This is a genomic window from Macrococcoides goetzii (assembly GCF_002742385.2).
Classification (GTDB): domain Bacteria; phylum Bacillota; class Bacilli; order Staphylococcales; family Staphylococcaceae; genus Macrococcoides; species Macrococcoides goetzii.
In genome coordinates this window covers 1-18487 of record NZ_MJBI02000001.1, presented here as the reverse complement: position 1 = coordinate 18487, position 18487 = coordinate 1, and the positions used below count along the sequence as shown (strand labels likewise).

At 30.2% G+C, this 18487-nt stretch carries 25 protein-coding genes, 1 pseudogene and 1 riboswitch; of the genes and pseudogenes, 7 read left to right on the top strand and 19 right to left on the bottom strand.

Annotated elements, in window-relative coordinates:
* Positions 1-93: 93 nt before the first annotated feature.
* The 8 genes and pseudogenes from BFS35_RS00130 to BFS35_RS00095 form a co-directional block, all read right to left on the bottom strand.
* Positions 94-1188: a hypothetical protein gene (locus BFS35_RS00130; RefSeq protein WP_099579657.1), complete on the bottom strand. Its 1095-nt coding sequence runs from the start codon at positions 1186-1188 to the stop codon at positions 94-96.
* A gap of 599 nt (positions 1189-1787) precedes the next feature.
* A complete protein-coding gene (locus tag BFS35_RS00125; protein WP_099579655.1) occupies positions 1788-2603 on the bottom strand; it encodes an aldo/keto reductase in 816 nt (271 codons plus the stop codon).
* Positions 2604-2683: 80 nt separating this feature from the next.
* Positions 2684-2986: an excalibur calcium-binding domain-containing protein gene (locus tag BFS35_RS00120; RefSeq protein ID WP_099579653.1), complete on the bottom strand. Its 303-nt coding sequence runs from the start codon at positions 2984-2986 to the stop codon at positions 2684-2686.
* Between the two features lie 88 nt (positions 2987-3074).
* A complete protein-coding gene (locus BFS35_RS00115) occupies positions 3075-3302 on the bottom strand; it encodes a hypothetical protein (protein WP_099579651.1) in 228 nt (75 codons plus the stop codon).
* A gap of 2 nt (positions 3303-3304) precedes the next feature.
* Positions 3305-4195, bottom strand: a complete 891-nt coding sequence (locus BFS35_RS00110) for a helix-turn-helix domain-containing protein (protein ID WP_240628314.1) — start codon at positions 4193-4195, stop codon at positions 3305-3307.
* A gap of 190 nt (positions 4196-4385) precedes the next feature.
* Positions 4386-4793 (bottom strand): annotated as a pseudogene (locus BFS35_RS00105) (rhodanese-like domain-containing protein); the annotation flags it as partial.
* Between the two features lie 131 nt (positions 4794-4924).
* The gene (locus BFS35_RS00100; protein ID WP_099579649.1) at positions 4925-5338 is read right to left on the bottom strand and encodes a universal stress protein; all 414 of its coding nucleotides are present in this window, start codon (positions 5336-5338) and stop codon (positions 4925-4927) included.
* Between the two features lies 1 nt (position 5339).
* On the bottom strand, positions 5340-6803 hold the full coding sequence (locus tag BFS35_RS00095; RefSeq protein WP_099579647.1) for a SulP family inorganic anion transporter: 1464 nt from the start codon (positions 6801-6803) through the stop codon (positions 5340-5342).
* A gap of 124 nt (positions 6804-6927) precedes the next feature.
* On the opposite strand from BFS35_RS00095, the gene BFS35_RS00090 reads away from it, so the two are divergent.
* Entirely contained in the window at positions 6928-7470 is a 543-nt protein-coding gene (locus BFS35_RS00090) for a recombinase family protein (protein ID WP_099579645.1), read from the top strand.
* 55 nt (positions 7471-7525) lie between these two features.
* Positions 7526-8038, top strand: coding sequence for a GrpB family protein (locus BFS35_RS00085; protein WP_099579643.1), 513 nt, complete (start codon positions 7526-7528; stop codon positions 8036-8038).
* A gap of 264 nt (positions 8039-8302) precedes the next feature.
* Here the strand turns inward: BFS35_RS00085 and BFS35_RS00080 are convergent, their stop codons facing one another.
* The 3 genes from BFS35_RS00080 to BFS35_RS00070 form a co-directional block, all read right to left on the bottom strand.
* Positions 8303-8959, bottom strand: a complete 657-nt coding sequence (locus BFS35_RS00080) for an anti-sigma factor family protein (RefSeq protein ID WP_099579641.1) — start codon at positions 8957-8959, stop codon at positions 8303-8305.
* The gene (locus tag BFS35_RS00075; protein ID WP_099579639.1) at positions 8949-9446 is read right to left on the bottom strand and encodes an RNA polymerase sigma factor; all 498 of its coding nucleotides are present in this window, start codon (positions 9444-9446) and stop codon (positions 8949-8951) included. Before BFS35_RS00075 ends, BFS35_RS00080 begins: the two co-directional genes overlap by 11 nt.
* Before the next feature lie 170 nt (positions 9447-9616).
* Positions 9617-9859, bottom strand: a complete 243-nt coding sequence (locus BFS35_RS00070; protein WP_099579637.1) for a hypothetical protein — start codon at positions 9857-9859, stop codon at positions 9617-9619.
* 289 nt (positions 9860-10148) lie between these two features.
* On the opposite strand from BFS35_RS00070, the gene BFS35_RS13745 reads away from it, so the two are divergent.
* Positions 10149-10316, top strand: coding sequence for a VraH family peptide resistance protein (locus BFS35_RS13745; protein ID WP_147329895.1), 168 nt, complete (start codon positions 10149-10151; stop codon positions 10314-10316).
* A 373-nt stretch (positions 10317-10689) separates the two neighbouring features.
* Here the strand turns inward: BFS35_RS13745 and BFS35_RS00065 are convergent, their stop codons facing one another.
* Genes BFS35_RS00065 through BFS35_RS00055 form a run of 3 tightly spaced genes read right to left on the bottom strand, consistent with a single transcriptional unit; the run spans position 10690 to position 11768 of the window.
* The gene (locus BFS35_RS00065; protein WP_099579635.1) at positions 10690-10935 is read right to left on the bottom strand and encodes a hypothetical protein; all 246 of its coding nucleotides are present in this window, start codon (positions 10933-10935) and stop codon (positions 10690-10692) included.
* A 59-nt stretch (positions 10936-10994) separates the two neighbouring features.
* Positions 10995-11525: a hypothetical protein gene (locus BFS35_RS00060; RefSeq protein ID WP_099579633.1), complete on the bottom strand. Its 531-nt coding sequence runs from the start codon at positions 11523-11525 to the stop codon at positions 10995-10997.
* Between the two features lie 48 nt (positions 11526-11573).
* Positions 11574-11768, bottom strand: coding sequence for a hypothetical protein (locus BFS35_RS00055; protein ID WP_099579631.1), 195 nt, complete (start codon positions 11766-11768; stop codon positions 11574-11576).
* 161 nt (positions 11769-11929) lie between these two features.
* Positions 11930-12031: riboswitch (SAM riboswitch) on the top strand.
* A 73-nt stretch (positions 12032-12104) separates the two neighbouring features.
* Here BFS35_RS00055 and BFS35_RS00050 point away from each other — a divergent pair.
* Entirely contained in the window at positions 12105-12341 is a 237-nt protein-coding gene (locus tag BFS35_RS00050; protein WP_099579629.1) for a hypothetical protein, read from the top strand.
* 32 nt (positions 12342-12373) lie between these two features.
* Here the strand turns inward: BFS35_RS00050 and BFS35_RS00045 are convergent, their stop codons facing one another.
* A complete protein-coding gene (locus BFS35_RS00045; protein WP_099579627.1) occupies positions 12374-12616 on the bottom strand; it encodes a hypothetical protein in 243 nt (80 codons plus the stop codon).
* Positions 12617-12889: 273 nt separating this feature from the next.
* On the opposite strand from BFS35_RS00045, the gene BFS35_RS00040 reads away from it, so the two are divergent.
* Positions 12890-13108: a helix-turn-helix domain-containing protein gene (locus tag BFS35_RS00040; RefSeq protein ID WP_099579625.1), complete on the top strand. Its 219-nt coding sequence runs from the start codon at positions 12890-12892 to the stop codon at positions 13106-13108.
* 18 nt (positions 13109-13126) lie between these two features.
* Here the strand turns inward: BFS35_RS00040 and BFS35_RS00035 are convergent, their stop codons facing one another.
* From BFS35_RS00035 to BFS35_RS00020, 4 genes are all read right to left on the bottom strand, one after another.
* The gene (locus tag BFS35_RS00035) at positions 13127-13705 is read right to left on the bottom strand and encodes a hypothetical protein (RefSeq protein WP_099579623.1); all 579 of its coding nucleotides are present in this window, start codon (positions 13703-13705) and stop codon (positions 13127-13129) included.
* A gap of 129 nt (positions 13706-13834) precedes the next feature.
* A complete protein-coding gene (locus BFS35_RS00030) occupies positions 13835-14092 on the bottom strand; it encodes a hypothetical protein (protein ID WP_099579621.1) in 258 nt (85 codons plus the stop codon).
* Positions 14093-14268: 176 nt separating this feature from the next.
* Positions 14269-14853: a hypothetical protein gene (locus BFS35_RS00025; protein ID WP_099579619.1), complete on the bottom strand. Its 585-nt coding sequence runs from the start codon at positions 14851-14853 to the stop codon at positions 14269-14271.
* A gap of 126 nt (positions 14854-14979) precedes the next feature.
* Entirely contained in the window at positions 14980-15384 is a 405-nt protein-coding gene (locus tag BFS35_RS00020; protein ID WP_205757129.1) for a very short patch repair endonuclease, read from the bottom strand.
* A 177-nt stretch (positions 15385-15561) separates the two neighbouring features.
* Between BFS35_RS00020 and dcm the strand changes: the two genes are divergently transcribed.
* Positions 15562-16803 carry a DNA (cytosine-5-)-methyltransferase gene (gene dcm, locus BFS35_RS00015; protein WP_099579617.1) on the top strand — a complete coding sequence of 414 codons (1242 nt, stop codon included), beginning with the start codon at positions 15562-15564 and terminating at the stop codon, positions 16801-16803.
* 135 nt (positions 16804-16938) lie between these two features.
* Positions 16939-18255, top strand: coding sequence for a Sau3AI family type II restriction endonuclease (locus BFS35_RS00010; RefSeq protein ID WP_147329894.1), 1317 nt, complete (start codon positions 16939-16941; stop codon positions 18253-18255).
* Positions 18256-18487: the final 232 nt, after the last annotated feature.

The window sequence follows — 18487 nt, the reverse complement described above, 5'->3', positions numbered from 1 at the left end:
CCTCAATAAATATGTATATATATCTGCAAAATATTTTTATAATTGTGAACATTTTCGACACAAAATAAAAACACCCTTTTCAGGGTGCTTCATCTAATCGATTAAACCAAGAATAAAAATATCCTGGACAATACCATTATCATCAAAATCTACTCTTACAAGAAATCCATTTGTTTTATCGTTATCATAGAATATACTATTCTCTTTACGGATATCAACCTTACTCTTCCAAGCTTTCTCTAATGCATCAATGTGCACATTTTGATCAGCAACATTGAGCTTGAGGCCAAGCACTCTATCCTCTATCATCTCAAAACCGAAATTGCCAAATTCTTTAATTGTACCATTTTCACTATATTCACCAAGATCATCAAGATTTGGAGTATCTCCTAAACCTATACCGTTAATCTTAAATGCTGCGGTACATACTTGATATGCAAAATCAAAGTTTGTAATGTCAGGGAAATTGTAATATGCAGTGCCATCACGCATTTCTATTTTTGGGTCATGTACAGATGTGTTATTTACTGTATCACCATTCTTATAATCACCTTTACGGATATTAATAGTTTCAACTATATGATCAGCATTTTCAGTTACTACAACATGATAACCGTTATTATTAATACCATCATAAATAATCGATGATTCTGTATTATGCGTAACTTTTACACCCCATGCTTTAATTAAATCATCCGTTCGTACGCCTTGATCTTTAACCTCTAGAACAAATGTACTAAAATCTCTCGTATAAATATCACCACCAAGAACCATTTCGAAATTATCATATTTTAAGCTGTTTTCGTGTGATAATTTTCTATCTTCTCTAAGAATACTTGGCACATTTACCTCTTTGTTGATTCCCCATCCTTCAATATTAAAGGTATTACTTAATATTGAATCAGCAAAACTTTTATTTAATATTGACGGAAAATTATAATGAGACACCCCATTAACTAACGTTAACTGACCTTCTTTCGTTGATTGCTGGGTATCCTCATCCCTATCTTCAGTAGTAACGGCTTCTTTCTTCTCACTATTCGATACTTTCTTATCCTTTGTATCATCTTGTGATGTATTACTTTCGATTTTTGTTGCACCTTTTTCTTTCGTCTCTTCTTCTCCACAGCCACTTAAAATTAATGAAAAACTAGCTAAAGTAATTAAAAATTGCATACTTTTCTTCATAATAATTATCTCCTATGATAATATTTGGTAACTATTTTTATTTAATTATAATAAATTTTATTTCTTATTACACTATATTTTTAATAAACGTCGGAGATATCATGATTGAAATACACTTTACAAATCTATTTTTTACCATCACAATGAAAATATAACAACACTATGAGGTGGTAATAATGAATCCATTCTATTTGTTTTTAATATTATCCTTGAACTTATTCCTTGGTTTTTTCATAAAAGAAAACGGATCCGATATTATGTTCCATTTGATCATGAGTAACCTCTTTACAGCATTTTTATTCTCTGACGAAAAGAAAAAACAAACTTTATTATCAAAAGATTACTATAACTATATTTTTATCCATATAATCTATAGTGTTATATGCGTAACTATTCTGAGCATCTTTTTTAATTACTGGATTAAAATCGGATTATTCATAATGCTCTTTATTATTGTCACTACTTATCTAAAATTTATTAAAAATAAATAAGCCCTACTAATGTAGCGCTTATTGTAATTCTGTACCAAAGGGATTTATTTATGCGATAAACATAATAAATCCCTTTCTTTTTCTAAGTGCTTATGTTTATCCATACTCCTAATATTCTTTCTCAATATCCATCGACTGTGGCCAGCCGGATATAGATTGTTTCTTATCGAGTAAACGCAATAAATTCATATCTTCATTTGTAATTTTAAAATCAAAGATATCAATATTATTCTTAATATGTTCTAAGCGTGTAGACTTTGGAATAACGACAACCTGTTCCTGGATTAAGAATTTTAACATAATTTGTGCCGGTGACTTCTTATATTTATTTGCTAATTCTTTCACGACTGAGTTGCCTAATAAAGCACCTTCTCCAAGTGGCGACCATGCTTGATGAACTATTTCTCGTTCTGATAAATACTGATGTAACTTCTTCTGCTGAAAATTTATATGCGTCTCTACTTGATTCACTACAGGTTTAACAGTAGCAATATTTAGTATTGCTTCAGTCTCTTCTGAATTAAAGTTTGATAAACCGATTGCACGGACTCTTCCGTCTTTCACGAAACCTTCTAATGCCTGATACGTACCGATGCTATCATTTGTCGGCCAGTGAATAAGTACGAGATCACAATAATCGACAGCGAGTTTATTAAATGAATCGTTCAATGCAGCAATTGTCGCATCATATCCATCAGACATTACTTTCGTCGTTAAGAATATATCTTCTCTTGCAACACCAGACTTTTGAATAGAGTGACCAACCGCCACTTCGTTATGGTAATATGCAGCTGTATCAATTAAACGATAACCTGCTCGAATCGCCTGCTCCACGTACTTTCCGATATGCGTATTGTCACTTAAATATGTACCAAACCCCAGTACCGGCATATCCATTCCGTTATTTAACTTAATCGTCTCCATCCGTATCATCTCCTTAAAGAAATTATACTTCAGAAAACAATTCAAAAAAAATAAAAGCCCTGCATTTGCAGGACTTAATATTAGTTTTTCGCCATCCAAGTTTTAAATACCATATCTTTTGCTTCACATGCCATTTTGTCTTTATCTCTATCAAGACTTTTTGCATAAGAAACATGGTTATAAGTAATACCGTAAGGATAATATTTATTTACTGTCTTGCAATTCGAGAATTTTTTAGGTGCACCTTTTCTATATTTAGAAGTTGGGTATCCAGCTTTTGTAGCTGCCTTTACTGTGTTAGAATCATTTACAGTATCAATTTGTGAAAATGGTAAAGCTACTGTTAATAAAGCAATTGATGTTAATACTTTTAAAGTTTTCATGTTTTATCCCCTGTCTGTACAATAGTTACATATATATGTTAATTATATGTAATCATATTTATTAAAGGATGTAAATAACCATTTATATTTATTTTTTACTTTCAATTGCTTCTCCATATATCTCTAAAAATATAACAAGTCCAACTAATGTTACCGTAATTAATGTATTAGCATATGGAAAATTAATCACTTCAAACAGTTTCAAATCATAGTTGAATATATAATGACCTACCCAGTAAATAAATTTTGAAAGAAGAATTAAATATATTAAACCTATACAAAGATTGATAAACTTCAGTTTAAATTTTCTATTCATATTTAGCTCTCCTCAAAATCCAGATTTGTTGGTAATGAAGGCAAATCTTGTGGCTTAGTTAATGTGTCTGTATTAGGAATAGATAAATCTACTTCTTCTACCTTAAACTGATCGATCCATACTTTGCCTTTACCTAATAGTATTACACCAAAATGCATTGAAGCTGCATTTTCACTAACATCCAGTACGACAGAATAATAATTCCATTCATTTGTACCGATAATTGCTCTATCCATCATATTATCAAACTGCAATATATCGTATTTTGCGTCATCAATTCTCGCCCAAACGCCACATTTATCAACCGCTTCTGTCTTAATAAACGCTGAGAATTTCACACGTTTATTAGTAAAAGATTTTGCAGAGATACTTTGCATTAATGTACCAAAAGTATTCTCATTAAATGTTGCATCATCATTTTTTGATGATAATAAAGCTGATTTTTGACCACTATGAAATACTTTTGCATCCAATCTTGTTTCGTAAAGATGAGGTGCCGTCCCAGTCATAATCCATCCTTTAATATTTTCTGAAGTCATCACTGCTTCCTCCTTGTTATCATTTGTTAATCCACTCATCAATTTTCTATATTTACCTGGTGGTAATCCGTACACTGATTTAAACCTTCTCGAGAAAGCTTCCTGAGATTGAAAGTTCAGTACAAAAGCCAGATCGATAATACTAATATCGGTATACAATAAATATTGTGAAGCATAAGCAATACGTCTACTTATTATATAGTCATAAAATGTATAACCAGTCGCTCTCTTGAACATTCTCATCAAATGGAACTTTGAATAACCTGTGCGCTTTACATAATCGTCTAACGTATAATTTTCTAGTAAGTTTTCCTCAACAAGTTCAATAATTTGATTGATATTATCCTGATTCAATATGTATCACCTCATAAATATTGTAACTGTTACTTGCGATTTGTTTTTGATAAATGTTGCTGTATTATGAAAATAAAAAAATCCAGAACATCTCTTAAGACAAAGATTTTCTGGATTATGATAATAATATTTATTTCTGTTTTGAAACATCCTTCAGCATATTAATATAATTCTGGTAGTTCTTATTGCCTCATGATAGATTATAGACTTTCTCGAAACCAAGATTGATAAGTACATTTTGAGCTGCATTTCCTGTTGTACCTTTATTACAATAAGTGACTATCGGTTGCGTCTTATCTAGTTGCTTAGCATAATTTCCTAAATCCTGTAACGGCACATTTATCGCTGATTTAACATGACTTTGTTCAAACTGTTTATTACTCCTTACATCTATCACATGGATGCTAGAATCATCAATTCTTTCTAATAATTTTTCTGGAGTGATAAGCTTTCTTTCTTTTTTAATGTTACTTGCAATCATACCTGTATATAATACCGGATCTTTAGTAGTAGAAAAAGCCGGCATATATGCACAATCCAGATGAAATAAATCATCTGCTTTTGCACCAAATGTGATTGCTGTAGTCTGTATCTTTATCAAATACAACTATTTCAATATCCTCATCATTTCAAATCTATAAATTTTAATATATTTATTGTGCAAATGACAAAATAGATACCCAAACCATTATGATTCAAATGATTTGGGTATCTTTGCTTAAAATATCGTTATTTTACAATCAACACAGGAATTTCAGAACGTTTAGCAACTTTATGACTCACACTACCCAGGACCATTTCTTGTAAACCATTTAATCCTCTTGTACCTAGAACAACTATTTCATATTGACCACTATTTGCTGATTCTACGACTTTTTCTTTAGGTTCACCTTTTTCAATCCTTACAGTATATCTTATATTGTTACTATCAAAAAGTTCTGTAATTTTTTGTAACTTCTTCTTCCTCTTATCCCCAGCGCCTTGTCCTTCAACTGAATGTAATACATTATCAACAGATTCATCTATTGACTCAACGGTCAATATTGTAACTGTTGTATTATCACTACATAAATTTAATACTTCCTTTGCAGCTCTATAACTATTATCAGATCCATCTGCAGCAAGTAAAATAGATTTATACATATTAAGACTCTCCTTTTATAAGATGTTTTTGATTCATACTACTTAATTCAGAAATAATTTTATGACTATCATCATTTAAATTAATTACATATACTTCATTGTTTTTCTCATTTAGTTTTCTAATAAGTATATCAACTGCTTCAACTGCAGAATCATCCCATAGATGTGCATTTTTAAAGTCAATTTCTATTTTTTTATTTTCATCGTTTAAATTGATTTGATTCATCATTGAATCGATTGATACGAAGAAAATCTGGCCTTTAACCTGATACTTTACATATTTATCAACTTCATACTTTATAACTTCGACATTAGATATCTTTGTTGCAAAGAATAGTGCACTAAAGATGACACCTACGATAACACCTATCGCTAAATTATGTGTAAAAATTACCATTAATACAGTTATAATCATTACAGCAACATCCGTTTTAGGAGCTTTCTTGATATATTTAAATGATCCCCAGTCAAATGTTCCTATTGAAACCATTACCATAATTCCTGCCAGAATAGGCATTGGAATTTGTATAACGTAGTCACCTAATACGATAATCAGAAACATTAAGAATACACCTGCTGTCAAAGTTGAAAGACGTGTAGTTGCTCCGGATTTCACATTGATGATGGATTGTCCAATCATTGCACATCCGCCCATTCCACCAAAGAAACCTGCGATTATGTTTGCAATCCCTTGACCTCTTGATTCTTTATTCTTACTGCTGAAAGTATCAGTAGCCTCATCAACGATCTTTGCTGTCAATAAACTTTCTACTAATCCGACTAAAGCCATTGAAAGAGAATATGGAAAGATTATGCTTAATGTCTCCATATTTAAAGGCACATTCGGAACAAGAAGATGAGGCAAACTACGTTTAATCTCTCCCAAATCACCGACTGTATTAACTTTTGCACCTGTCAACATATAGATGATAGTTAATAATACTATGGCGATTAAAGGCGCAGGAATAGCTTTGAAATACCTAGGCAGTATATATACAATCAATAATGTAATAATCACATAAACATAAGTATCTATAGATATTCCAAATATATGTTCAATTTGAGACATAAAAATTAATATACCTAACGCATTCACAAAACCAATCATCACTGAATTAGGTATGAATTTCATAAGACGTCCAACTTTTAATAGACCTAATGCGACTTGTATTACACCCATTAATATAGTCGCAGCTAATAAATAATCAACTCCATGTTCTTTTACTAAAGGTAATATCAGCAATGCGATAGCACCTGTAGCTGCAGAAATCATAGCTGGGCGGCCGCCCACAAATGATATCGTTACAGCAATAATGAATGATGCATACAAGCCTACCATTGGATCAACACCTGCAATAATAGAAAAAGCTATTGCCTCCGGAATTAATGCTAAAGCTACGACGATACCAGCAAGTATGTTTGTTTGCGGATCTTTTAACCATTGTTCTTTTAATAATACGTTCATATTTCCTCCTTTTAGTTTCATATAGTTACTTTTATGAGACTAAGTGTACAGTAAAAACGATAATATGTATACCCCTTTATGAAACTATTTTGTTATAATATAAAATATAAAGGAGATGTCCAAAGTGAAATATGGTTATATAAGACCTATAGAATTAAACGACTCAAAAGAAAAACAAATTCAAAAACTATTAGATCAAACTGATCATTTACTTTGCGAAGAACACGCGAAAAATAAAAAAAGAGAAGTTCTAGAAAACTTATTAAATCATCAACTGAAGCCTAATGATGAAATAATCGTGACAGATCTATTTATACTTGCTGATTCAACAAAACATTTAATGGATATCGTCAATACGCTACAAGAAAAAGATGCTAGCCTGAATGTATATAATCTTAGTTTGGTGATTACACCTGAAACTGAATTATCCTTTATAAAATCACTTGAACTTATCACACAGTTTCAATCAGATGTCGTAAGATTCCGTACTAAGTTAGGTATTGAAAAAAGTAGAGAAGAAGGCAAACAAATCGGTAGACCAAAAAGAACCGATGATAATTTAAATAAAGCAATCGATATGTACCTATCTAAAAAATACACATTAGATGAAATAAAAGAAAAAACAAATATTAGCAGAGCAACACTGTACAGACATATAGACAAATAAATAAGTTATCTTAATTTACAATAAAATTTTAACCATTTTGGAAAGGAAGTAACCAATGCGCAAACTAGAGATTGTCCCGTATAATTCTGAATGGCCAAATATGTTCCAAAATGAAAAAATCGCATTATCTCAAATTCTGAACGATGAAGTGATTAATATCCAACACATTGGAATTACTTCAATACCTGGTCTAATCGCTAAACCCATTATCGATATCTTAATCGTTGTAAAAGACATCAAAAAAATCGATGAATATAATACTGCTCTTGAAGTAATTGGTTATGAAGCAAAAGGAGAAAATGGTATTCCTAATCGACGATATTTTCAAAAAGGCGGCGATAATAGAACACATCATCTGCATATCTATGAAGTGAATGACTTTAATATTATAAGACATGTTGCATTTCGGGATTATTTAATCGCACATTCTGAACAAGCGAATCGATATGCAGATAAGAAACTAGCGTTAGTTAAACAAAATGCCACTGACATAGAAGCATATATAGAAGGAAAAAATGATCTCGTAAAAGAATTAGAGGAACATGCGATTGAGTGGTATGAAAAATAATAATATAAAAAAATCACTATTTTCTAAAAAACTAATAATTATTAAAAAATAAGGCAGCCATATAGCTATGACTGCCATCTGTTATTTATCTTTCTTTTTATTTGTGACTGGGAATAGGACTAAGAATAAAATAGGCAGCATAATGATGATCCAAAAATACCATTCCAAAAGGGCTTCCTCCTAAATTATCACAAATTGTATTTCATCTCATAATATATCATGGAGAAGAAGCATTTAAAATTAATAATATCATTATATATATATCTATTTTTCAGCGTTCTTATACAAATCCATAATTTTATATTTAACCTCTTTATCTTTAAACCTTAAAACAATAACATCTTTCTCGTCTATTTTTTCTTTTTCATTATCTGAATTGATTATCGTATTTTTATTTAGAAAAGTTATAGGAATATCAATACCTTTATGTAATGAAGCAGGATCATTCAAGCCCTTTCGTCCTTCATATACAAGATAAATTCTTTTATTTTTTGATTTAATATAAATTTCTTGACTTGGTAATACAAAATGATGTTTATTCTTTGCTGTAATATGCAAGTTTGCTGTGTCAGCTTTAAATTCTTTTTGTACATTCACGTTATTTGCGTCAGTAACCCATTGTGTGGCATATAAATAAATATAAATACCAAATAAAACTGTAGAAAATAATAAAGCTCCTAATATAGATAAAATAACTTTCTTTTTATTCGACTTCTTAACTTTCTTTAATGCATCAAATTCTCGTGCTTCCTGATGTTGATAATCAGTTTCTTCACTCAATTGGTCTTCCTGTAAACACTCATATAGCGCTCTGCAAGCTTCACATTTATTCATATGGTCATTCATCAATTCATTTGTTTCATCACTTGTCAGACCATCGATATAGTTAGGTAACAAGTCTTTAAATAAACTATGATTCATTATGATACACCTCGATTAATTTTTGTTTTGCTCTAAAATAAGTAACCCTAGCCCAGTTTTCAGTTTTACCAAAGACAACCGCTATTTCATTGAATGTGAGATCTTTCTCAATTCTTAGTAACACGATTTCTTTTTCAAGTGGTTTTAATTGATCAATCAAATAATACAATTCGCCTAATTGTTCTTTTAATAGATAATCCTTTTCGACGTTCATTGTAGTACTGTTAATATTATTCGATAATCTATCCACTAAATTTCGTTGTTTAGTATTCTTATGTAGAGCTTGTTTCGCCAGATTTAACGCTATTTGACATAACCACGATGAGAATTTGGTATTCTTATCAGGATCAAATTTATCTAACGACTTAATCGCCTGATAAAACGTTTCCTGCGTTATTTCTTCAGCAAGATCTGCATTATTCATATACTTTAACAAGAACTTATAAATAAAATCACGATATTCTATATAAATCTGATTATCATTCATCCTGAACCTCCTTCTATATATTATTCATTTTTCTAATACTTTCGTTACAAAAATATATTTTAAAAAACAAAACGCATAAAAAGTTCTAGACAAACTTTTTATGCGTTGCTTAAGTATTTATTAGCTATTTTGGTAAAAGATATATTTCTTTGATTATGTAATTTTTTATTCTATCGATTAATTTTCCTAACATTATATTCTTTAATAACAATTAAAATTATTAAGAAAAACACCAAAAATGGAATAACATTATGAGATACCTCTGACCATTCCCATACATTACCTGTAGTAAAATAGCTCATAAAAAATTGAACGAGCAGTACACCGAAACATCCTCCTACAGCAGCGTAAACAACATCTTTATTTGTTTTCATATTTAATAAACATTCCTTTACAAGTTGATAATCTGGCAAGAAACAAACACTATCATAAATTTTCAATAATATTTAGGTAAAAGCGTTAACAACAGTTATAAATATTAATACAACAATAGCACCTATCAACCCTTTTTTTATATTTTCATTTTTAAATTGTCTCTTCGAAATAGCAATAAGAAATATGAAAAGTAATAGTACATAAAATAAAGCAAGTATATTCATGATCAATAATCATTCCTTTATGTATTTATATATAATTATAAACATATATGCTAAAATATGTATATAATTATAATGCTATAAATTTAATTGAGGAGGATTATTAATGACGATAAAAGAATTTATAAACCACCTATTAGAAAAGAAATGGACGATGGAAGATTTATTATATATATTCTTATCAGCTTGTATTGCTGGTGTGATTGTAACACCAATATATGCTTTACCAGTAGGATTAATTATTTATTATTACTTCTTCTATGATGAAGAATAAATTTGAAAAAAATAGAAAATACATAAAACGTTAAAGACAATCACTTTATGCATTTTTGATTTTTTGTAGAGGTGATTTACTTGAAGAAGAAAGTTATAACACTCAATATTCTAAATTACTTATTGTATATTGGTTTGATGTTATTTCATATTTACGGAAATAGTATCATTGAATTGGAAGGTATTTGGGTGTACTGCTCAATTGGTATAAGTTCATTAATGATTATTTTTTATATGTTTCATCTGCTGGATAAATATCCTGGATATAAAAAATTATTATATTTTTCACTCACAATTAATTTTTTTAATATTGTAGTATATATGCCAGTGATGTACTTGATATTACTTTCATTCCCTTAATACCGAGTTATCACTTATATTCGATACCTTCTCCATTTTCCTACAGGCATATCCTCTAAGTCTTCTTTGACTTTCTCTGCAGTTAGGATAATGGCTTCAAGGATTAGAATAATACTGAGATAATAGAATTGGTCACCTAGAGCGATGAATTCATAAGGGAATATCTTACTTCCGAAATAATATAATAGTGATAACGCAATAACCGTATCTAGACTATACATGACGATTCTTAATATAGTTATATGTCTTTTATAGTTCATTTTAATACTCTTTCTATGTTTAAGATTTATAAATATAAATTCTTCAATGAAAATATATTTTAATACTCCCCCAGCCACTCCGCTTCTGTCATTACCTCATCAACATCAAAGTCATGCGCATAATCATATTTATATTCCTGCTTAATCCACGTAATAAGCGCTGTATCCTTTGAAATAACATCAATGTAAAACGGACTTAATCGAATAAACGTTTTATCATTATAAAGATAACTAAAAAATGGCATCTTTTCTTTCCTTTTATGATATCTCACGTAATTGATCGCATCTTCTAAAGGTAATCCTTTAATATTAACATGCGTAAAATCTTTCTTTAATTCTTCATTATAGACGATATACTCATTGTATCTTTTGATATCAATAATCTTTCCTAACCTATAATGCTGCGCATTAATATCAAATCCATTGTATAGCAAATCATATTTGTTTGAGATTTTCTTTAGTAACTTCATATAACCAAAGTACGTAAGTCTAGATTCATAAAATCTTACACGTTTATCATTCTCTACAAACATAAAAGGCGATACCATTTGATTTAAAATATCGATACCAGCAACTTTAATTGATGTCATGATTCGTCTCCTTTACTTTGTATTAATATATAGTATTCTTTCAAATCGTCACGACTGTCTTCCGTTCTCAAGATGAGTTGCTAAATTCTTAAAATACATTGGCATACCGATCATTAGAAGTACACCTGCAATGAGTCCGTGAATGCTATCCGGTTTAATATCATATAGTAACGCATATCCAATAAATATAAATCCGATGATACTGAGCTCCGCACCAATAAAAAATTTATGACATGATTTCATTACTTTTATCACCTTATTTTCTTTTTATTATACTATCTCAATACATGTACTTTACCTTAAACTTACCTTAAAAATATGGCTCAAAAAATATTACAAAATGATTTCGAAGGGCTCTGAATAAAAAAAGTATGTTATAATTAACTTACAAAAAAATAGCTCGTATCTTATTCAGAGAAGGTGGAGGGACTTGGCCCTATGAAACCTCAGCAACAGGCTTATGCACTGTGCTAATTCCAACAAGATGATATCTTGAAAGATAAGAAGTTCTTACTTAAGCTCTTCTTTCTTTAAGATGAGCTTATTTTTATTGTAAAAACGATTTAAGGAGTGTTTATAATGAGAACAAGAGCAGACGTATTAGCAGAATTAGTAGAGGCACAAATGAAGAAACCGAACAGTTGGTCATCAAGTATGGCAAGAACTGGTAGGATTTCTCAGCTTAAAAGTGAATTAAATGCATTAGATGCTGAGCTTTATACACAAGTGCCTGAAGAACCAACTATTGTCAAAGAGAAGCGTAAAGTTGAGTTTGTTATTAATGGCTACAAAGTGACCGTAGAACCACAGTTTTAATAAAAGTGCCTATCAAGCGATAGGCACTTTTTTCAGTATTTCACCTGATTGTTATATGCAGTCATAAAGAGTAGTCCCTTTTTAGTTACTTCAATATTAAGTAAAGTTTCGAACACGTTATCATCGATTAAGACATTGAACTTGAATTCCACTAAGCCCATCTCTAGTAAGATGAATATGATGTCGTCTTCTTTAAAGTAACCGTAATAGTCTGCATCTGGGTGATCGATTAATGTTACTAAAATCTTATGTATGCGACCAAGCTCAAAATCCACGGAGTCACCTCCTTTGCAATATGATAAATTCATCATAATATGGAAATTAATACATAAATTAAAAATTTCTAATTTGGAAATTTCGCACTAAAATTTCCGAGAAAAACATATAATAATTTAGTAAAAGACATTATTTTTTAACATTCGATTAAAACATTAACTTTCAATTATAATATAATTCACAAACAAATTGTGGGTATTTTCCGAGTTGGAAAATACCCACTTTTTTATGATTTTCTTTGTTAATTTCACCTAAAAAAGAGGTGGAATGCATTGAATAACTCCGACTTTGCGAAAGCAATCAAATACCATAGAGAGAATCTAGATTTTACTTCGAAAGAAATGGCACATCAATTAAATATAGGATTATCAACCTATTCTAAGTTAGAAAATGATGAACGTAATATAACAGCAGTTGATTTGTATAACATCAGTAAAATATTCAATATGTCGATGGACGAAATCATAACGAAACAAGGTAGAAGGAAATAACGATATGATTTATCATTCTTATATTTCTATATATGAATTGTCATAATTAAGAATACCCATAAATAGTTTATGCTTCTTCATATTGATAACAACATCCGATTCCGGTAAATATAATTTGTGTTTCGAAAAAATAAAATCATAATTATTATTTTTTAGTGGTTGAGTATATATCACGTATTTAGGAGATTCTTTAATCCTATCCGTAGATACAGAGATTGAGTATGCCGCTACTGAATAATGGTTATCTTTTTCATTAATATAAAATGGAGCGATATGTAACACTTCATGTTTTTCATTATCTACCGGCATGTTAAAAACGATAACGCCTGGAATCTGATGTTGTTTTTGATATTTAGTGGTCGCTTTATAATACACATCATATTTTGAAACCTTCGCCTCTTCAGTGTATGTCTTTGCAAACTCATCAACCGCTTCATCAATTGAATTAAATGACTTACCTTTCATCTCTTGCGGTGTAGAACCGAAATACCCGACTAAATTAGGCTGTTCGGGTTTATTGGACTCCCATAATGCAATTAAACCTATAATCGTTAATCCAATTAATATACTAGCTATCCATTTTGCTTTAGTTCCCATAAAATACCTCCTTTATTTATATTCATTATACATTTGAAGATATTATTGGAATCTTAAAGTTACCTTAAATATCAATTTACCATAAATGAAATTAACTTAAACAAAAAAGAGTATAATTCTGCATTTATATCAATAATACCTTCTCCATCTATATCTCTTTGCTGATTTATATAATATTTCATCTTCCATATTTTCAATCTCTACTTCAAGAATTGATGAAATGATTGCTGCTACAAGAAATATAATAATGAAATATTTATCGATGATATCTATGACTTGATAATCAAAAAATATACTCCCTACTAAATAAACAGCAATGGCTGCTACTAATGATTTAATAAGTAAATTGAAAGTTTTAAAAAAGAATATTAATATTTTTTTATTCATAAGATTAACTCATTTCATATTGGTTAAGACTATCATACAACGATAATAAACTAAATAAAACTACCCTCACACCTTAAAGTGCGAGGATAGTGATTATTAATGATATAAATAGCAGACGTTAATAATATAAATCAATAGATCACATGTTAATAGCACATTATGTAAATAAAGTTCTATTAACCTTCCATTTCATCAAAAGAATCTTTATACCTTTTAATCCCCATATATATTTCATGCTTTTTCAAATGGATAACAACATCAGATTTCGGTAAATATTTCTTGTGTTTAGAAACGATGAAATCATAGAAATAATTTTTTAGCGGTTGAGAAAATGTTGAATACTTAGGCGATTCTTTAACTCTACTCGTTGTTCCAGAAAGCGCGTATGCTGCTACTGAATACTTGTTATTCTTCTCATTGATATAAAATGGTGAAATATGTAGCATTTTATGATTTTCATTATCAATTTGGAAATCAAATGTCATTACACCTGGTATTTGATGTTGTTGTTCAAATTTATCTGTTACTTTATAGAATGTATCATAGCTCGAAACACCTATCTCTTTTGCATACGCTATTGCAAATTGATTAACAGCTTCATCAATAGTATCGAACTCTTTTCCCTCCATACTTTCGGGGGTACCTCCAAAATGTGCAATGTATTTCGGTTGTTCAAATTTATTAAATTCCCATAACGTTATCAGCCCAACGATTGTTAAAACAATTAAAGCACTTGAAATCCATCTCGCTTTAGTTCCCATAAAATACCTCCTCTGTTTGTATTTATTATACTATTTATCAGAGGTTTCAGAACCTTAAAGTTACCTTAAAAATCAAACTAAAAAGTACCAACCTATCGATTGGTACTTCATTTTATATTTATATTATTAACCATTCACTATCATGTCATACAAATCATTTAACGTTTCTTCTCTATCGTTCTTCTTCAAGCCACATTCCCAAACAACAATCACACGAATTCCTAATTCATTCAATTCCTCAATATTGCGTTCATCTCTGGATACATTTCTATTAAATTTTTTAACCCAAAAGTCTTGGTTACTTTTTGGCATTACAAATAACTCACAATTATGCACGTGCCAAAAACATCCGTTAACAAAAATTGCAACATTGTACTTCGGTATAAATATATCTGGTGAGCCTGGATATCTCTTATCATTTTTTCTGTATCGCAATCCTTTGGAATATAAGAATTTACGAACTATTTCTTCAGGTTTACTTTTCTTCTTTGAGTTACCTTTCATCGCCATATTGATAGAATTTTGTTCCATGACTTGAACACCACACTTTCAATATTCACATACCCTTTTTAATTATAAATATTATTTTTAACCTCTTTACAACACGAACGATCGTTCGTATAATGGAATTAATACAAAAACGTATCAATCATTCTTGATCTTTGTTAAAATATAAAAGTTAATCATAAATCATTAAGGAGGCCCACTATGGAAAAAATCAAAGTAGCAGAAATGTTTGCAGGGGTTGGTGGCTTTAGAATCGGTTTAGAAAACACCGATAACAATATGTTTGAAGTTACTTGGGCAAACCAATGGGAACCTTCTAGTAAAGTGCAACATGCTTTTGATTGTTATTCAAGAAATTTCTCTACTGGTATACACAGTAATGAAGATATTACTCAAGTATCAAATGCTGAACTTGCTTCTACTAACGTAGATATGATAGTTGGGGGATTTCCTTGCCAAGATTATTCTGTAGCGCGTTCACTTAATGGTGAGCTAGGTATGCAAGGAAAAAAAGGTGTCTTATTCTGGGAGATTACCCGATTCATTCAAAACGTTGCTCCTAAGTATATCTTGCTTGAAAACGTTGATAGATTATTAAAATCTCCTTCTAAACAAAGAGGCCGTGATTTCGGAGTAATGCTTTCTACATTAAATGAACTAGGATATGACATTGAATGGCGTGTAATCAATGCTGCTGACTATGGAAATGCACAAAGAAGACGACGCGTGTTCATTTTTGGCTATCGCCGTGAAACAAGTTATGCTAAATCAATTGTTAAGAAAACTCATGAGCAGATTGTATTTAAAGATGGGTTCTTCGCAAAAGCATTTCCTATCACCGATGAAATAGTTAAGAATCGTGTTTCTACTACTTCACTTTCGAGTGATATTGTTAGTGTTTCTGATAATTTCTCTTATACATTCCATCCATCTGGTTATATGAAGAATGGAGAAGTTTATACAGCTCATACTGTACCGAAATATGAAAAACCAGCTACACTCGGTTCTGTCCTCGTTAAAGAAGTTCCAGAACAATATTATCTACCTCAAGATAAGGTTGAAAAGTTCAAGTATTTAAGAGGAGCAAAGAAAATTGAGAGAATAACAGCAGATGGTCATAAATATATCTATAGTGAAGGAGGTATGTCTGAAAGTGATGACGTCAACCTCCCTGCTAGAACGATGCTTACCAGTGAGTCATCAGTGAATCGAAGTACACATTTCATTAACGATCAAGAAGGAAAGTATCGAACACTTACCCCTGTCGAAGCCGAGCGATTAAATGGTTTCCCTGATAACTGGACAGAAGGCATGCCAGAGAAGATGAGATTCTTCTGTATGGGGAACGCGTTAGTTGTACCTTTGATTACGAGAATGGGAAATCAAATCGAAAAAATCGAAAAACAATATCCAGATGATATAACCCAATTAAATCTTTTTTAGTCTACCAATTGATGGTAGACTTTTTTATTTGAGAAAAATATACTTGTAATAAGTAAACTAGATTCATGTTAATTATCAAGATGGAGGGTGATTAATATTTCTAAATTCGAATACGAATCTGCAAGTGAATTGATAATGTATGCCAAAGAAGCAGAAGGAAAATATTTGTATGAAATTGATAAGAAAGATATTTTTGATAAACCAAATAAAAAAGGATTAGTGGGAACAATCATTGAAGAAAGTTATTTTGGTATTGAGACTAACAATCGACCAGAACCTGATTTTGCTGACGTTGGAATTGAATTAAAGTCGACTGGTATCGAACCATATAAAAAGCAAAATGGATATAGAGCTAAAGAAAGATTGGTACTTAATATTATTAACTATAATGATGAAGCTAAAAGAGACTTCTATTCATCATCGTTTTGGTTAAAAAACAATAAGATATTACTGTTTTTCTATACATATGTAAGAAATGAAGATGGAAAACCAGATTATCCAAATTTCATTATAAAAAAAACGATTTTACACGAGTTTAGTGAGTCCGATCTTATTATGATTAAAAAAGATTGGGAAATAATTAATAATAAAATCAAAGCTGGGTTAGCACATGAATTATCCGAAAAAGATACTGACTATTTAGCAGCTTGTACCAAAGGCAAAAATGCATCCTCATTAAAAGAACAACCATTTTCAGATATTATGGCAAAACAAAGAGCATACTCCTTGAAACAAGGATATATGACCTCGTTGGTTAAAAAATATATTGAACACGTGGATATGCCATCTTTCGCTTCCAAAAATGAATTAGTGAACTATTCGATACCAGAGTTAATTAATAAAAGTATGCAACCATATATGGGATTAAGTACAGAAGAGATAGCATCTAAATTAGGGACTACTCTTTCTAAAGCTAAACATAAAAATCAAATTTTAGTTAGTGAAATTTTCGGAGTTAAAAAGACAAGTTTGAATGATATTGAGGAATTTTCAAAAGCCAATATTAAATTCAAAACAATAGTTATTAATAGTGTTGGAACACCAACTGAAAGTATATCATTTGAAAATTTAGATTTTGATGAGATTTATAATGTCGAATGGGAAAATTCAACTCTTCGAGATAATTTCGTATCTATTAAATGGTTATTTATTATTTTTGAGAAGAATAGCAATGGAAAGCATTATTTAAAAGGAACAAAATTATGGACTGTGCCTGAGGAGATTCTAGATAGTGAAATAAAAGGATTGTATAATTATTTAAAAAAACAAATGAAGAATAATAACCTTACTGATCATCTACCTTCTTCTGTTAAGTTTAATGGAGTTTGTCACGTTAGACCCAAGGGTCAAAATAGAGAAAAAAGCTTAATAAAATTGCCTAATGATGAAGTGATACCTCATCAATGTTTTTGGTTTAATAGTGGCTATATAAAAAATATAATTCTAATATAATATCTTCACAAATAAAATTTATTTGTTAAAATTTTTAGATTATTAATAAATCCCCAAAAGTTAAATTTGGTTCTATGTCAAATAGGACTGATGCTGTAATTAGAGATTAAGCGACAACTTTATGTTGCTTAATCTCTTTTTTTGATTCAGGTAAATATAATCTTGAACATAATAAAACTCTATTTTTTAAATTATTATAATTTCTGTAACCAAAAGAAACTCTTTTTATTAG

Excerpts from the sequence above, each read along its gene's own strand:
- BFS35_RS00130 (WP_099579657.1), bottom strand. The coding sequence starts at position 1,188 with ATGAAGAAAAGTATGCAATTTTTAATTACTTTAGCTAGTTTTTCATTA.
- BFS35_RS00125 (WP_099579655.1), bottom strand. The coding sequence starts at position 2,603 with ATGGAGACGATTAAGTTAAATAACGGAATGGATATGCCGGTACTGGGG.
- BFS35_RS00120 (WP_099579653.1), bottom strand. The coding sequence starts at position 2,986 with ATGAAAACTTTAAAAGTATTAACATCAATTGCTTTATTAACAGTAGCT.
- BFS35_RS00115 (WP_099579651.1), bottom strand. The coding sequence starts at position 3,302 with ATGAATAGAAAATTTAAACTGAAGTTTATCAATCTTTGTATAGGTTTA.
- BFS35_RS00100 (WP_099579649.1), bottom strand. The coding sequence starts at position 5,338 with ATGTATAAATCTATTTTACTTGCTGCAGATGGATCTGATAATAGTTAT.
- BFS35_RS00095 (WP_099579647.1), bottom strand. The coding sequence starts at position 6,803 with ATGAACGTATTATTAAAAGAACAATGGTTAAAAGATCCGCAAACAAAC.
- BFS35_RS00085 (WP_099579643.1), top strand. The coding sequence starts at position 7,526 with ATGCGCAAACTAGAGATTGTCCCGTATAATTCTGAATGGCCAAATATG.
- BFS35_RS00080 (WP_099579641.1), bottom strand. The coding sequence starts at position 8,959 with ATGAATCATAGTTTATTTAAAGACTTGTTACCTAACTATATCGATGGT.
- BFS35_RS00075 (WP_099579639.1), bottom strand. The coding sequence starts at position 9,446 with ATGAATGATAATCAGATTTATATAGAATATCGTGATTTTATTTATAAG.
- BFS35_RS13745 (WP_147329895.1), top strand. The coding sequence starts at position 10,149 with ATGACGATAAAAGAATTTATAAACCACCTATTAGAAAAGAAATGGACG.
- BFS35_RS00065 (WP_099579635.1), bottom strand. The coding sequence starts at position 10,935 with ATGAACTATAAAAGACATATAACTATATTAAGAATCGTCATGTATAGT.
- BFS35_RS00060 (WP_099579633.1), bottom strand. The coding sequence starts at position 11,525 with ATGACATCAATTAAAGTTGCTGGTATCGATATTTTAAATCAAATGGTA.
- BFS35_RS00055 (WP_099579631.1), bottom strand. The coding sequence starts at position 11,768 with ATGAAATCATGTCATAAATTTTTTATTGGTGCGGAGCTCAGTATCATC.
- BFS35_RS00050 (WP_099579629.1), top strand. The coding sequence starts at position 12,105 with ATGAGAACAAGAGCAGACGTATTAGCAGAATTAGTAGAGGCACAAATG.
- BFS35_RS00035 (WP_099579623.1), bottom strand. The coding sequence starts at position 13,705 with ATGGGAACTAAAGCAAAATGGATAGCTAGTATATTAATTGGATTAACG.
- BFS35_RS00030 (WP_099579621.1), bottom strand. The coding sequence starts at position 14,092 with ATGAATAAAAAAATATTAATATTCTTTTTTAAAACTTTCAATTTACTT.
- BFS35_RS00025 (WP_099579619.1), bottom strand. The coding sequence starts at position 14,853 with ATGGGAACTAAAGCGAGATGGATTTCAAGTGCTTTAATTGTTTTAACA.
- BFS35_RS00020 (WP_205757129.1), bottom strand. The coding sequence starts at position 15,384 with ATGGAACAAAATTCTATCAATATGGCGATGAAAGGTAACTCAAAGAAG.
- dcm (WP_099579617.1), top strand. The coding sequence starts at position 15,562 with ATGGAAAAAATCAAAGTAGCAGAAATGTTTGCAGGGGTTGGTGGCTTT.
- BFS35_RS00010 (WP_147329894.1), top strand. The coding sequence starts at position 16,939 with ATGTATGCCAAAGAAGCAGAAGGAAAATATTTGTATGAAATTGATAAG.